At 62.7% G+C, this 12,893-nt stretch carries 14 protein-coding genes; 4 read left to right on the forward strand and 10 right to left on the reverse strand.

All coding sequences use genetic code 11. The annotated features are described in order from the left end of the window. The first annotated feature begins 94 nt into the window (after positions 1–94). Positions 95–1,039, forward strand: coding sequence for a DMT family transporter (locus MESS4_RS23205; protein ID WP_006336271.1), 945 nt, complete (start codon positions 95–97; stop codon positions 1,037–1,039). A gap of 435 nt (positions 1,040–1,474) precedes the next feature. On the opposite strand, the gene metF is transcribed toward MESS4_RS23205, so the two are convergent. Next, complete coding sequence (gene metF / locus MESS4_RS23210) at positions 1,475–2,392, reverse strand: methylenetetrahydrofolate reductase [NAD(P)H] (RefSeq protein WP_006336273.1); 918 nt, start codon at positions 2,390–2,392, stop codon at positions 1,475–1,477. Then, complete coding sequence (locus MESS4_RS23215) at positions 2,392–3,414, reverse strand: metalloregulator ArsR/SmtB family transcription factor (protein ID WP_006336275.1); 1,023 nt, start codon at positions 3,412–3,414, stop codon at positions 2,392–2,394. Before MESS4_RS23215 ends, metF begins: the two co-directional genes overlap by 1 nt. A gap of 166 nt (positions 3,415–3,580) precedes the next feature. Between MESS4_RS23215 and tsaA the strand changes: the two genes are divergently transcribed. Both tsaA and MESS4_RS23225 read left to right on the forward strand, forming a co-directional pair. Then, the gene (gene tsaA / locus MESS4_RS23220; RefSeq protein WP_036241923.1) at positions 3,581–4,141 is read left to right on the forward strand and encodes a tRNA (N6-threonylcarbamoyladenosine(37)-N6)-methyltransferase TrmO; all 561 of its coding nucleotides are present in this window, start codon (positions 3,581–3,583) and stop codon (positions 4,139–4,141) included. Further along, a complete protein-coding gene (locus tag MESS4_RS23225) occupies positions 4,138–4,452 on the forward strand; it encodes a DUF2293 domain-containing protein (protein ID WP_006336286.1) in 315 nt (104 codons plus the stop codon). Before tsaA ends, MESS4_RS23225 begins: the two co-directional genes overlap by 4 nt. 30 nt (positions 4,453–4,482) lie before the next feature. Here the strand turns inward: MESS4_RS23225 and MESS4_RS23230 are convergent, their stop codons facing one another. The 7 genes from MESS4_RS23230 to ettA form a co-directional block, all read right to left on the reverse strand. Next, positions 4,483–5,100: an MOSC domain-containing protein gene (locus MESS4_RS23230; protein WP_006336287.1), complete on the reverse strand. Its 618-nt coding sequence runs from the start codon at positions 5,098–5,100 to the stop codon at positions 4,483–4,485. A gap of 386 nt (positions 5,101–5,486) precedes the next feature. Then, positions 5,487–6,608 (reverse strand): beta-ketoacyl-ACP synthase III, encoded by a 1,122-nt coding sequence (locus MESS4_RS23235; RefSeq protein ID WP_006336289.1) that lies wholly within the window; start codon positions 6,606–6,608, stop codon positions 5,487–5,489. A 121-nt stretch (positions 6,609–6,729) separates the two neighbouring features. Next, a complete protein-coding gene (locus MESS4_RS23240) occupies positions 6,730–7,065 on the reverse strand; it encodes a hypothetical protein (RefSeq protein ID WP_006336290.1) in 336 nt (111 codons plus the stop codon). Positions 7,066–7,182: 117 nt separating this feature from the next. After that, complete coding sequence (gene tam / locus MESS4_RS23245; protein WP_006336291.1) at positions 7,183–7,971, reverse strand: trans-aconitate 2-methyltransferase; 789 nt, start codon at positions 7,969–7,971, stop codon at positions 7,183–7,185. Further along, positions 7,968–8,234 (reverse strand): type II toxin-antitoxin system RelE/ParE family toxin, encoded by a 267-nt coding sequence (locus tag MESS4_RS32585; RefSeq protein ID WP_081609833.1) that lies wholly within the window; start codon positions 8,232–8,234, stop codon positions 7,968–7,970. Before MESS4_RS32585 ends, tam begins: the two co-directional genes overlap by 4 nt. Further along, on the reverse strand, positions 8,231–8,479 hold the full coding sequence (locus tag MESS4_RS23250) for a DUF6290 family protein (protein ID WP_006336292.1): 249 nt from the start codon (positions 8,477–8,479) through the stop codon (positions 8,231–8,233). The genes MESS4_RS32585 and MESS4_RS23250 overlap by 4 nt, the downstream gene beginning before the upstream one ends. 60 nt (positions 8,480–8,539) lie before the next feature. After that, positions 8,540–10,189, reverse strand: a complete 1,650-nt coding sequence (gene ettA, locus MESS4_RS23255) for an energy-dependent translational throttle protein EttA (protein ID WP_006336293.1) — start codon at positions 10,187–10,189, stop codon at positions 8,540–8,542. A gap of 261 nt (positions 10,190–10,450) precedes the next feature. Here ettA and MESS4_RS23260 point away from each other — a divergent pair, with 261 nt between their 5' ends. Further along, positions 10,451–11,746 carry a GGDEF domain-containing protein gene (locus tag MESS4_RS23260; protein WP_036241925.1) on the forward strand — a complete coding sequence of 432 codons (1,296 nt, stop codon included), beginning with the start codon at positions 10,451–10,453 and terminating at the stop codon, positions 11,744–11,746. 23 nt (positions 11,747–11,769) lie between these two features. Here MESS4_RS23260 and MESS4_RS23265 read toward each other — a convergent pair whose 3' ends face one another. Next, entirely contained in the window at positions 11,770–12,783 is a 1,014-nt protein-coding gene (locus tag MESS4_RS23265; RefSeq protein WP_036241926.1) for a ribonuclease, read from the reverse strand. Positions 12,784–12,893 lie beyond the last annotated feature (110 nt).

Raw genomic sequence — 12,893 nt, forward strand, 5'->3', positions numbered from 1 at the left:
CCAACAATCGGGTTTCGGGTGGCTCTTGTCGCGGAACCCGCTATTGGCTTCAGCCTGACTGGGTCCGAAGAGTCGTCTGGGAGGGACAATTCACATGGCGATAGCTGCCAACACAGCCACGACACGCGGACCCATGGTGCTCAAGGACTGGGGGCAGCTTCTGCTGCTCGGCGCGATCTGGGGCGGCTCGTTCTTCTTTGCCCGCATTGCGGTTGCCGAGCTTCCTCCCCTGGTGCTGGTGCTGTTTCGCGTCGCCATCGCGGCAATGGCGCTACAGCTTTATCTCGCCCTGCGCGGTCCCTCCTTCCGCCTTGCCTTGCCGCATGCCGGCCTGTTCTTCCTGCTGGCGCTCGCCAACAATGTCATCCCCTTCTCGCTGATCTTCGCCGGCCAGACCGAGCTTGGCGCCGGGGTCGCCTCCGTGCTCAATTCGACGACGCCGTTCTGGACGCTGATCCTTGCCAACGCGCTGACATCAGACGAAAAACTCTCCTGGAACAAGCTCGCCGGCATCGCGCTTGGCATCGCCGGCACCGCGATCATGATCGGCCCCGGCCTGCTTGCCGGGCTCGGCGGCCCGGTCTGGGCGAAATTCGCGCTGATCGGTGCATCGATATCCTATGCGATCGCCCTGATGATCGCCCGTCGCTTCAAGGGCGTGCCCTCGCCGGTCATCGCCACCGGGCAATTGACCGCCTCGACCATCATCATGATCCCGGTCGTCCTCGTCGCTTACGGCCCGACCGGCCTGTTCGCTGCCTCGCCGCCGATCTGGGCGGCGGTGCTGGCGCTGGCATTGCTGTCCACGGCCTTTGCCTACATCCTCTATTTCAACCTCGTCGCCTCGGCCGGCGCCACCAACGCCTCGCTGGTCACGCTGATCGTACCGGCCAGCGCCATTCTGCTCGGCATCCTGTTTCTCGGCGAACGGCTCGAATTGTTCGAGCTCGGCGGCATGGCGCTAATCGCATTCGGCCTCGTCACCATCGACGGGCGTCTGTTCGCCATGCGTCGAATTGGACGGACTCCAGCATCTTGAATCGTCGCGTCGGCCCGAAAATCGATTCTGATTTCGGCCAGGCCAGGGCTGTCATCCTCAATATGGCCTAGGCTTCGCCACAATTTATTCACAGGGCTTAAGCGGGATTTTGCCGAAGAGTTTCAAGGCTTAAGGGCAAAGAGCGGGTCGTAAATTCCACAATCTCGTCGCATTGCAGCACATTTTCCGCTTGCCTGTGGCACAAATGAACCTAGTCTCTCAGACATAGCTCTTTAAGAGGAGGCTATGGAATGGGACTCACGAGGCCAATCAACGCACTGATGATTTGTGCTGCGTTTGCCTTCATCGGAGCCCTCATTATGGGCTTTCTTCCGTAGACCCGCCAAAGCGGGGAGAGACCAGCACTTATAGTCTAAATTATTGAAAGGCCGGGTTTTTACCCGGCCTTTTTGCATTCTCCTCGGTTCGGCGAGCTTATGCCGCCGCTGAGCCCGCCGTCTCCACCTCATGCGAACGGATGCCGATCATGTGGCAGATGGCAAAGACCAGGTCGGCGCGGTTCATGGTGTAGAAGTGGAAATCGCCGACGCCGCGCTCGACGAGATCAAGCACCTGCTCGGCCGCCACGGCCGACGCCACCAGCGCATGCGTCTGCGGGTCGTTCTGCAGCCCGTCGAAGCGCTCGGCCAGCCATGCCGGCACCAGCGCGCCGCAGCGCGCCGAGAAATTGGCGACCTGGGTGAAGTTATGCACCGGCAATATGCCCGGCACGATCGGTATGTAGATGCCGGCCCGCCGCGCCCGCTCGACATAACGCTCATAGAGATCGTTGTCGAAGAAGAACTGGGTGATCGCCCGTGTCGCGCCATTGTCGGCTTTGCGCTTCAGCATGTCGAAGTCGGTGGCGAAATCCGGGCTTTCCGGATGTTTTTCCGGATAGGCGGAGACCGAGATGTCGAAATCGCCGATCCCCTTCAACGCCCCCACCAGCTCGGCGCCATTGGCATAGCCGTCCGGATGCGGCCGGTAGGCCGCGCCGACGCCCTCGGCCGGGTCGCCGCGCAGAGCGACGAAGCGCTTGACGCCCATATCGGCGAATTCCTGGACCACCGCGTCGACCTCGTGACGCGCGGCGTTGACACAGGTCATGTGCGCGGCCGGCGTCAACACCGTTTCGTTGAGGATGCGCTTGACCGTGCGGGCCGTGCGCTCGCGGGTCGAGCCGCCGGCGCCATAGGTGACGGAGACGAATTTCGGCCTGAGCGGCTCCAGCCGGGTGACGGTGTCCCACAGCCTGGCTTCCATCTCGTCGTTCTTCGGCGGGAAGAACTCGAACGAAACCCTGACCTTGTCGCCGATGTCGGGACGGCGGGAAAAGCGGAACTGGTTCATCAGGCGGTTTCCCCTATTGGATATGCATTGACCGGTTGTCGGTCGTTGGAAGGATCGGCAATCAGCATGCGGCGGTCGCGGCCCAGCCACAGTTTCACCGTGAGCCTAGCCTCATTGCCGCCGCGCGGTTCGAACTCCTGGCTGTCCTCGAGATCGAGCCCGGCCTCGGAAAACCAGTCCGCGATCTGCCGGTCGGAAAAGCCGAGCCGCACATGGGCATGCGCGTCGCGCAGGAATTCCAGCGTGTGCGGCGCGAAATCGACGATCACCAGCCGGCCGGCCGGGCGCAGCAGCCTTGCCGCCTCGCGAATGGCGCGGGCGGGATCGTCGAGATAGTGCAACACTTGGTGGATGGTGACGAGATCGAAGGCATCGCGCTCGACCGGCGGCGCAAAAATGTCGCCCTGCCGCACCTGCGCGTTCGAAATGCCGGCCTTGTCGAGATTGGCGCGCGCCACCGTCAGCATCTCGCGTGACATGTCGATGCCGACGCCGCGCCGGTAGAGCGGCGAGAAGATTTCGAGCAGCCGCCCGGTGCCGGTGCCGAGATCCAGCATCGACTGGAACGGCCGCTTGCCGACGAGCTTCAGCATGGCTGTTTCAACGGCGCGATCCGGCACATGCAGCGAGCGGATTTGGTCCCAGCTTGCGGCGTTTTCGGAGAAATATCCGGCGGCGCGGTCCTGCCGCTTGCGCTTGACCGAAGCCAGCCGTTCGAGATCGCGCTCGACCTGCGGGTCCGCGCCACGGATGCCGGAGACCAGCCCGAGCACGAAATCGCGCGCCGCATCCGAATCCGACAGCCGGAAGAAGGCCCATGAACCCTCCTGGTAACGGCCGATCAGCCCGGCCTCCAGCAAAAGCTTCAGGTGGCGCGACACGCGCGGCTGCGACTGGCCGAGGATTTCAGTGAGATCGGAAACGGTGAGATCGCCGCGCGACAACAACGCCAGGATGCGCAACCGGCTGGATTCGGCCGCCGCCTTCAACGTATCCACCATCGTGTCGAGTGCGACATGCATCGGCGTATTCTCTTTGAAAAAGATATAAACATATGTTTATGTCGATTTTCACCGCCTTGCAAGCACTATGTCGCTTTCTGACAAAAAAATGGCGCATGCGTGATCCTGCCAACCCGGACCGGTTTTCCGACAGGGAACCGGTTTTCGGTCACCGTCGGCGAGAAACATGATAGAGGCGAAAACCATGTTCGAGACGCGCAGCGGTGAAAGGCTTCTGGAAACCGACCCGGCGGATATGCCGCCGGATGGCCATGTCGTCTTCATCGGCCGCATCGCCTCGCCGTGGATGACGCGGGAGACCTGTCCGAAGAATATGAGGGCGGCGCGGGAGGCCGGCCAGCCGGCGATGCTGATGATCGACCAGCCCTACCGCGACGGCCTGCTCGGGCTGGAGCGCGCCAGCCACATCGTCGTCCTGTCCTGGCTGCACCACGCGCCGCGGCGACTGATTGTGCAGAAACCGCGCCATGCCGCTGAACCGAAAGGTGTTTTTTCGCTGCGCTCCCCTGCCCGGCCGAACCCTGTCGGGCTGCATGTCGCCAGGCTCGTCGCCGTCGATATCGAGACCGGCCGCATCGATATCGACGGCATCGATGTGCTCGACGGCACGCCGGTCATCGACATCAAGCCTTACTTCGCCTCGACCGATGCCTTTGCCGAGGCGACCATTGCCGGACGGGACGAGCCCCCTGGACGGGACGAGCCATCCAGACGAGATGGGCAATGAGCGCGCCGACCGGCCGCCGCCGCGCCATCGCCAAGGCGCTGACCGCGCTTTTGCCGCTGGCGCCTTATGCCGACATGGAAAGGATCCGCGCGGATGCCGGCGCGGTGCATATGAAGACCTTGCCGCCGACGATTGCCGTGTGGCTCGCGACCATTGCCCATATCCGCCACGCCCACACCGATTACGAAAAGCTGCTGGCCGAAAGCTACGACCGCGACTCGGCGCGTTTCTTCGTCATCGAACAGACCAACATCGTGCTGACCCGCTGGCGCGCCACCCGTCTGCTCGACGACGACGATGATGGCAAGTGAGGCGCCGAGGCGGGCTGCCCTGGCCGCGCTTTATGCCTGGTAGATCCACTGCTCGGGCACCCGCACCGAAATCTCTTCGCCGGCGACAATGCGGCCTGGCTTTTCGACCCAGGCGACGAGGCCGCGCAGCCGCTTCGCGGCTTTCGGGAACGCCAGCGCGCCGGCCTCATGGTCGGCCATGTCAGCATGTTCGGCGACCGATCGTCCGGCGATGCGGCAAGGCCCGTTCTGCGCGTCGACCTTGATGGTGACGCCGCCCTTGAAGAACAGCAGCGTGCCGGACGGCAACATGGAGAGATGTGGCAGGCCTTGGATCAGAAGATTGGCGCCGATCCACTCCGGCTTGATCTCCGCCAGCCCCATCCGCTCGGCGACGACAGCAAGCTCGTCCGCTGCAACGATCGACAATTGCCGCTCGTTGCGCATCTCGGTGCCGCGCGGATACCAGGGCTCGCGCCCGCCGGAGCGCCGCGTCGCACCGGCGTGGAAATCGCCGTCGATGCCGTCGAAACCGAGCCGCAGCTCACCCACCGCACGCGTCTCGAAATGATCTGATGGCGCTACATAGAGCGCCGTCACCTTCGCTGCGAGTTTGCGCGCCGGGACGATTTCGACCGGGTTTTCGGCCTCGGGGAAGAGATCCAGCATGGCTTTCATTCCTTGCGTGATGCGGCGCAATTAGTTGGAGTCAATTGATCGGGTCCAGTCGAAAGCATTGATGCTCCAAATCAAGACGACTGATGCGTGATCACGATCTTCTTACCACGAACCGGGCGTCCTTTTCGCGCTACGCCGCATTGTCGCCGCGCTGCGCCAGCGTGATGCCGGCACCCGCAGGAAAGGTTTCATCATGCATCCCGAATCTGCAGGATCTCAGACCAAGGTCGTCTATTCCTTGACGGAGAGCGGAGCGGCGCTCAATGCCGGAGCAGAGGGATTATGCCTTTGGGGTGAGAAATTCCCTTCCCGTGCCGATGCTCAAGAGGGCACCCAATTCGCCCGCTAGACTCGCGTCGGGATGGTCAGGCTCTGGATCAGAGCATACGCAACAAGGCGCCGCCGATCGAATAGCCGGCGCCGAAGGCGCAGAGCAGGCCAAAATCGCCGGGCTTCATATCGGCGTGGTTCTCCGACAGCGCGATGATCGCGCCGGCGCCCGCGGTGTTGCCCAGCCGTTCCAGCACCATCGGCGCACGGTCATGGCCGACCTCATGGCCAAACGACAGCTTCAGGATCATGGCGTTCATGCGCGCATTGGCCTGATGCAGCCAGAAACGCCGGATCGCTTCTGGCGTCAGCCCGTGCTCGGCCAGGAATTCGACGATGAATTTGTGGCCGGCGACGGTGACTTCCTTGAACACCTTGTTGCCGACCTGCTTGATCAGATTGCCTTCCAGGTTGATCATGTAGGGATCGTCCTGCGCGGTGCGGGTGTGGTAGCCGAGATTGGTGCGGATGTTGTTGGACATCTGCGTCCAGATACGCGTGTCGAGCACCTCGAAACGTCCCGGTCGCTTGTCGCCCTTGGCGAGCCCCTCGACGATCATCGACACCGATGCATCGCCGAAGATGAAATGCGTTTGCCGGTCGCGGAAATTCAGATGCCCTGTGATGATCTCGGGCGTCGTCACCAGGACGCGCTTGTGCGCGCCCGAGCGCACCAGATTGACCGCCATGTGCAATGCCGCCGCCGCCGACGAGCAGCCAAGCCCCATGTCGAAGCCAGCTCCCTTGGTGCCGAGCGCCTCCTGCATTTCAATGGCGATCGCCGGATAGGGCCTTTGCTGATGCGAGGACGAGCAGATCACCAGGTCGATATCGGATGGCTTCAGACCGGCATGGTCGAGCGCTTTCCTCGCCGACGCAATGCCGAATTCGGCCTGCAGCGACAGCGCATCGTCCGGCCGCGCCGGAATGCGCGGCGCCATGCGGGTCGGATCGAGAATGCCCTCCCGCTCGATCACATGGCGGGTCTGCACGCCCGAGGCATGGACGATAAAGGCGCTGTCCGACTTCGCCAGCGGCGCCTCGCCCGAAGCCTGGCGACGCACATTTTCCGTATCGACCCAGGCATTGAAGCTTGCGACCAGTTCTTCATTGGTGATCGAAGGCTCGGGGATTTCAACGCCGAGGCCGCTAATGATGACGCGATGCATTTCCAGTCCGTCCCCGTGCGCAGGCGTTGCGGCTCTCATTTGGGCGCCACGAAGGCTCGGCGCAACAGTTTTCGTACCTGGTCGGTTTACGCCGGCTTCAATCGAGTGCCTGAGTTGGCCGTTACCAGGCGCAGAGCTTGGTATTGGTCTGCGGATTGTTCCAGCACGCGCCATCGTCGCGGCTGCGCACGAACTGCCCCGGCAGCGGCACATTGCGGCGCCCGAGATTGACATAGCCATAGGCAAAGCCCGGCCCGTCAACCTCCAGGACGTAGGTCGGATATCCCGGCGCCGATATGCGGAAGCTGCCGTCGCTATCCAGCGACCGGTAGTTGCAGGAGAAATAGCCGTCGTCGGTGGTGAAGCAGCGCGCCCGCTTGGCCTCCACCGCCATGGAGAAGGCAAGTGTGGCAGCCATGCAAACGCTGCCGCCGAAAACCATCTTTTTCAGTGTCATCGTCCACCCCATAAGCCCGTTGGCGGGCAAAAAAGACCTCGCACCGCTGAAATGCGCATGGTGACGAAACCGGGTCAAGCACCGGCTGGCACGGCCTTTCGGCGTGGCTAAAAGTTTCTAAGCAGCCCGCTTGGCAACAATAAAGAGGCGGGGGAAGCGCAGCAGCACCTTGCCATTCGCTGTCTCTGGATAGGCTTCCGCGATCCTTGCCGTGTAGCGCTGAAGGAAAAGCTGCCGCTCATCCTCTTCCAGCGGATCGAGGAACGGCTTCAGCCCGGTCGACTTCACCCATTCGACGATTGCCCCCGCATCGGCCAGCGGATGGTTGTAGATGGTGTGCCAGATGTCGAGCCGGTCGGAAAATGGCGACAGGAGATCGTAGTAGAACGGGACCGGCGGCAGCGGTGCGCGGGCCGCTCCTTCGAGCTTTTTCTTGAACGGCGCGTCCGCCGCAGTCTCGCGCATCAGCCGATGCGAATCCTCGGCCATATTGTCGGGCATCTGCACGGCAAGCGCGCCGCCGGGCTCCAGGAAGCCCATCAGCCGCTGGAAGATCGCCGGATGCTCCGGCAGCCACTGGAACACCGCATTGGCGAAGATCACGTCGACCGGCTCCGCCGGCTGCCACGCCGCCGCATCCGCCAAGGCGAAGGTGACGCCGGGCAGGCCCGCCCTCGCCTTCTCGATCATGTCGGGCGAGGTGTCGAAGCCGCTGACCTGCGCGCCGGGCCAGCGCTCGACCAGAAGCTCGGTCGAGTTGCCGGGGCCACAGCCGATGTCGACGACCCGGCGCGGTGCCGTCACCGGCACCTGCGCGACCAGATCGCGCGCCGGCCGCGTGCGCTCGTCCTCGAATTTCAGATATTGGGCGGCGGACCAGTCAGGCTTTGTGGCTGTGCTGTTCATCGATAGACCTCTCGGCGGTTGCCGATCTCCACGACCAGCACAACAAGCCGGCTATCCCAAAACTGGGTGATAATCCTGTAGTCCCCGACGCGAAAACGCCAAGCTTCTTCCTTGGTCCCAGTCAGCCGTTTGGCAAGTGCCCTTGGATTGGGGTGCGCTGAAACTCTTTGATGCAGGAACTCGAGAATACGTCGTTGGTCTTTCGTTGAAAGACGTTCGATATCCCTTTCGGCTCGCGGCGTGAACTCGACACGCCAACTCATTCAGCGGCAGGTTTCTTGCGGCGCTCCTCAGCTTCACGAAGTTCAAGCTTCCGGATCATTTCCTCCAGCGGAATGCGCGCACCGTCGTCGTCCTTCAGGCGTTCCTCAGCTATTTTGGCATCCTGCCAATCCTCGATGGCCTCAAGGATCGCTTCGGCTGCAACCTGGTCGGTCGTGCGGCCGCTGGCCTTGGCCATATCGACCAGCAGCTTTTCGGCTTTCTGCGGCAATTTGACTGTGATCATGGAAAGCTCCATTCGATCAATTTAGGTCAAACGACGGTCGCTAGCAACGGATCGCTGTTCCTACCTTGTCAGCCGCTTATAGGTCATCCTGTGCGGATTGACCGCTTCCGGCCCGAGGCGGCGGATCTTGTCCTGCTCGTAGTCCTCGAAATTGCCCTCGAACCATTCGACATGGCTGTCGCCCTCGAAGGCCAGGATATGCGTCGCCAGACGGTCGAGGAACATGCGATCGTGCGAGATGATGACCGCGCAACCACCGAAGTTCTCCAGTGCGTCTTCGAGTGCCGCCAGCGTTTCCGTATCGAGATCGTTGGTCGGCTCGTCGAGCAGCAGCACATTGCCACCGGTCTTCAGCATTTTCGCCAGATGCACGCGATTGCGCTGGCCGCCGGAGAGGTTGCCGACCTTCTGCTGCTGGTCGCCGCCACGGAAGTTGAACGACGCGCAATAGGCGCGGGTGTTGGCCTCGAACTTGCCGAGCTTGACCACTTCGGCGCCACCCGAAATCTCTTCCCACACCGTCTTTGACGGATCGAGCGCGTCGCGGCTCTGGTCGACATAGCCGAGCTTCACCGTCTCGCCGACGCGGACCGTGCCGGCATCCGGCTTTTCCTGGCCGGTGATCATGCGGAACAACGTCGTCTTGCCGGCGCCGTTCGGGCCGATGACGCCGACGATACCGCCGGGCGGCAGCTTGAATTCCAGACCCTCGATCAACAGCGTGTCGCCAAAGCCCTTCGACAGGCTTTCCGCCTCGATCACCACATTGCCGAGCCGCTCGCCATGCGGAATGACGATCTGCGTGTCGCTCGGACGCCGCTTGTCGGCCGCATCCAGCAGATCCTGGAACGCCTGGATACGCGCTTTCGACTTGGTCTGCCGGGCCTTCGGGCTGGACTGGATCCACTCGCGCTCACGGCCGATCGCGCGCTGGCGGGCGTCGTCCTCGCGGCCCTCCTGCTTGAGTCGCTTGGCCTTGGCTTCGAGATATTTGGTGTAGTTGCCCTCATAGGGAATGCCGCGGCCGCGGTCGAGCTCGAGGATCCAGCCGGTGACGTTGTCGAGGAAGTAGCGATCGTGGGTGATGATCATCACCGCGCCCGGATAGGCGCGCAGATGCTTTTCCAGCCACGCCGTCGTTTCGGCGTCGAGATGGTTGGTCGGCTCGTCGAGCAGCAGAAGGTCGGGCTGGCGCAGCAGGAGCTGGCACAGCGCGACGCGGCGGCGCTCGCCGCCCGACAGCTTGGTGACCTCGGAATCCTTGGGCGGACAACCCAGCGCCTCCATCGCCATCTCGACCTGCTGCTCCAGGTCCCAGAGGTTCAGCCGGTCCATCTCGTCCTGCAACTTGGCCGACTCGTCCGCCGTCTCGTCGGAATAGTTCATCATCAATTCATTGTAGCGTTCGATGACGGCGGTCTTGGCGGCGACGCCTTCCATGATGTTTTCGAACACGGTCTTGGCCGGATCGAGCGCCGGCTCCTGCGCCAGGTAGCCGACGGTGGCGCCCTCGGCCAGCCACGCCTCGCCGTTCCACTCCTTGTCGAGCCCGGCCATGATCTTGAGGATGGTCGACTTGCCCGAGCCGTTGGGGCCAAGGATGCCGATCTTGGCGTCCGGGTAGAAGGACAAATGGATGTTCTCGAGCACCTTCTTGGTGCCATAGGCCTTGTTGAGGCCGGCCATGTGATAGATGAACTGGCGTGCCACGCGCGCTTTCCCTGAAAAGTCGACTGGAATGTCGGATTGAGTGGAAGTTGCGCGCTATGTAGGCGATGCCGCGCCGAACGGCAAACGGTTTTGGCGCATCAATCCTGCGCTCGGCCCGCAAGCATTCATTGAAGTGGCGACGTTTTCGGTTCACCGCACAGCCCAGCGCAAGCACTGGTTAACCATTCCGCGTCAAAACGGTGTTGGGTGGGGGAAATCGTCGCGAGCCGCGATTTCCGGAGAGGGATCGGGTCGAAGGCGTTGCTGAACAGTTTCCTGCTGCTTGCCGAAGCGGTTCTCTATTTCGGCGTCATGACCACGCTTTTCCGGTTCAGGCACCGCATCGGCCTCGGCGTGTTCGTCTGCGCGCTCGGCGTCATGCATTTTCTGGAAACCTATCTCGCCAGCGTGTTTTACGTCGCGCTGCCCTTCGGCATGGTTTCGCCAGGTTCGGCAGTGCTGTTTTCCGGCAAGCTGGTGATGCTTCTCCTGCTCTACATCAAGGAGGATGCGGCGACCGTCCGCCAGCCGATCTACGGTCTGTTGCTTGGCAATGCCCTGATGATCGGCCTTGTGCTGATCCTGCGCATGCATGCGATTTCGCCGCTCCCCAGCGGCAAGCTTCCCGACATCGGCTTCATCGACCAGATGGGCTGGCTGATGGTGTGGGGCACGACGCTGCTGTTCATCGACGCCATCCTGATCATCCTGCTTTATGAAAAGCTCGGGCGTTATCTCCGCAAGGCGCTGTTTACCCGCATCCTGATCTCCGTCGCTTGCGTGCTGACCTTCGATCAGGCGGGATTTTTCACCGCGCTGCATTTCGTCACCGGCGCGCCGATCGCGGTTTTCTTCGGCGGCTGGTTCGCCAAGATGGTGGCCGCCCTTGCCTACGCCACCATGCTCGTCGCCTATCTCAGATGGTTCGAGGCGCGGCAGGTCCCGGCGCCGCGTGGCCTTTCCGACATTTTCGACACATTGACCTATCGCGAGCGTTATGAGGCGCTGGTCCAGCATGTCGGCCGCGACGGCCTCACCGGCCTGCTGCACAGGGGCCGCTTCGACAGCGACGGCGAAGCCGCCGTTGCCGCCAGCCTGCGGACGGCAAAGCCGCTCAGCCTCCTGATCATCGATGTCGACCATTTCAAATCGATCAACGACCGTTTCGGCCACGCCGAGGGCGACAAGGTGCTGAGATCCATCGCGGCCCTGCTCGGCGAGATCGCCGGCCCCGAGGACCAGGTGTTCAGGATCGGCGGCGAGGAGTTCGCCATTCTGTGTTCACGTCCGCATTCGCTCGCCAGGCTGCTTGGCGAAAGCATCCGGCATGCGGTCAAGGCATCCGCCGGCACCAGCCGGTTCGACATCACCGTCAGCGCCGGCATCGCCACCGTCAGCGAGACAACCCGCTGCCTCGCCGACCTTTTCGCACTGGCCGACCAGCGTCTCTACAAGGCCAAATCGACCGGACGCGACCGCGCCGTCGGCGAGCCGGGGGGCCACGAGGCCGATAGCCTCAAGCCGTGGACCAGGTCAGGGCGCGGCGCCGGCGCATAGCTCCCGGCTTACTGGCTTGCTTGTTACTGGAACCCTACGGAATCGATCACGCCCTTCGGACAGCCGGCATTGTTTGTCGGTGCGGCAGACTGCATCAGGTCGCCGAGTGTACTGTTCGGACCGATCGAGCCGCTCAGGCCAAGCGTCAGTTCACCGATCAGCCGCCTGCCGTCCGACGGATCGACCAGGCAGGAGACGCGGACCCGCTCGCCTGCCCCCGCGCCAAAGGCGCTGTCGAAGGCGCTTCGAATCTGATTTGACGTCAGCTGCTTGCCGACATTCTTTGCGAACAGATCGCGCACCGGCGAAGCATTCACCGCGCGCATCAGCTTCAGCGCATCGGAAAAATAGTCCTGCTGGCTCTTGCCGTAGCAGGTGCCGTGCTTGATCCATTCATGCCTGTCCAAATCGGATGCGGTGCCCGGCATCACCTGGTCGAGTTCCGATCGCGTATTCGCATCGAGCTCGACCGGCGGCAGGTCCTGCCAATGGGCCGGATTGTCGTTGGCCTTGTCGGCCGCTGCCACCTGGCAGTAGAAATTCCCGTTCGGCTGCGGCCACAATCCATGCAAGGTGAAATGCGTCGCGTCAAAGCCGCCAGCGGTCTGCGCCTTGCACTCGGTCTTGCCGGACTTGGTCTCGCAGAAGGCCGGCTGCCAGCTCAACGCGAAGACATATTCGGGTTTTCCCGAGGCCGCGGGCTTGTCCTGATCGGCCGGCGCGGGTGCGGCCGGCACAGTAGACGCGCCACTGCCCGAAACATGACCGCAACCAACCTTCACCCAGCGGCGCTCCGGATCCGCTCCCGGCACACGGATCAGATAATGCGTCGGCGCATCCTTGTTGCCGGCCAGCAGATCGTAGCTCTGTCCGGCGCCGGTCGAGATATCGCCGGGGTTCTTGCCGCTCTTGATGGCCTGCGTGGCCGGACAGGCGGAATCGGCCACGAAGGCGCCGCTCAGCTTCACCTCGGCGCGCGCGGCACCCGTCAGCGACACGGCTAAAAGCGTCAATCCGAAAGCAAGACCTGTCCGCATAAGAATTCCCCGATTAAAGATGCTTCGACAGCAGACTGCAGCTGTCTCCATGTCAGAATTGCGATACCGCGCGTTGCGAAGCAAGAACGCTGCGGAAAACGACGCCGTCG

This window comes from Mesorhizobium sp. STM 4661, from assembly GCF_000359125.1.
GTDB lineage: Bacteria > Pseudomonadota > Alphaproteobacteria > Rhizobiales > Rhizobiaceae > Mesorhizobium.

Excerpts from the sequence above, each read along its gene's own strand:
- MESS4_RS23250 (WP_006336292.1), bottom strand. The coding sequence starts at position 8,479 with ATGATCACAGTCAAATTGCCGCAGAAAGCCGAAAAGCTGCTGGTCGAT.
- MESS4_RS23225 (WP_006336286.1), top strand. The coding sequence starts at position 4,138 with ATGAGCGCGCCGACCGGCCGCCGCCGCGCCATCGCCAAGGCGCTGACC.
- MESS4_RS23240 (WP_006336290.1), bottom strand. The coding sequence starts at position 7,065 with ATGACACTGAAAAAGATGGTTTTCGGCGGCAGCGTTTGCATGGCTGCC.
- metF (WP_006336273.1), bottom strand. The coding sequence starts at position 2,392 with ATGAACCAGTTCCGCTTTTCCCGCCGTCCCGACATCGGCGACAAGGTC.
- MESS4_RS23230 (WP_006336287.1), bottom strand. The coding sequence starts at position 5,100 with ATGCTGGATCTCTTCCCCGAGGCCGAAAACCCGGTCGAAATCGTCCCG.
- MESS4_RS23205 (WP_006336271.1), top strand. The coding sequence starts at position 95 with ATGGCGATAGCTGCCAACACAGCCACGACACGCGGACCCATGGTGCTC.
- tam (WP_006336291.1), bottom strand. The coding sequence starts at position 7,971 with ATGAACAGCACAGCCACAAAGCCTGACTGGTCCGCCGCCCAATATCTG.
- tsaA (WP_036241923.1), top strand. The coding sequence starts at position 3,581 with ATGATAGAGGCGAAAACCATGTTCGAGACGCGCAGCGGTGAAAGGCTT.
- MESS4_RS32585 (WP_081609833.1), bottom strand. The coding sequence starts at position 8,234 with ATGAGTTGGCGTGTCGAGTTCACGCCGCGAGCCGAAAGGGATATCGAA.
- MESS4_RS23215 (WP_006336275.1), bottom strand. The coding sequence starts at position 3,414 with ATGCATGTCGCACTCGACACGATGGTGGATACGTTGAAGGCGGCGGCC.
- MESS4_RS23235 (WP_006336289.1), bottom strand. The coding sequence starts at position 6,608 with ATGCATCGCGTCATCATTAGCGGCCTCGGCGTTGAAATCCCCGAGCCT.
- MESS4_RS23265 (WP_036241926.1), bottom strand. The coding sequence starts at position 12,783 with ATGCGGACAGGTCTTGCTTTCGGATTGACGCTTTTAGCCGTGTCGCTG.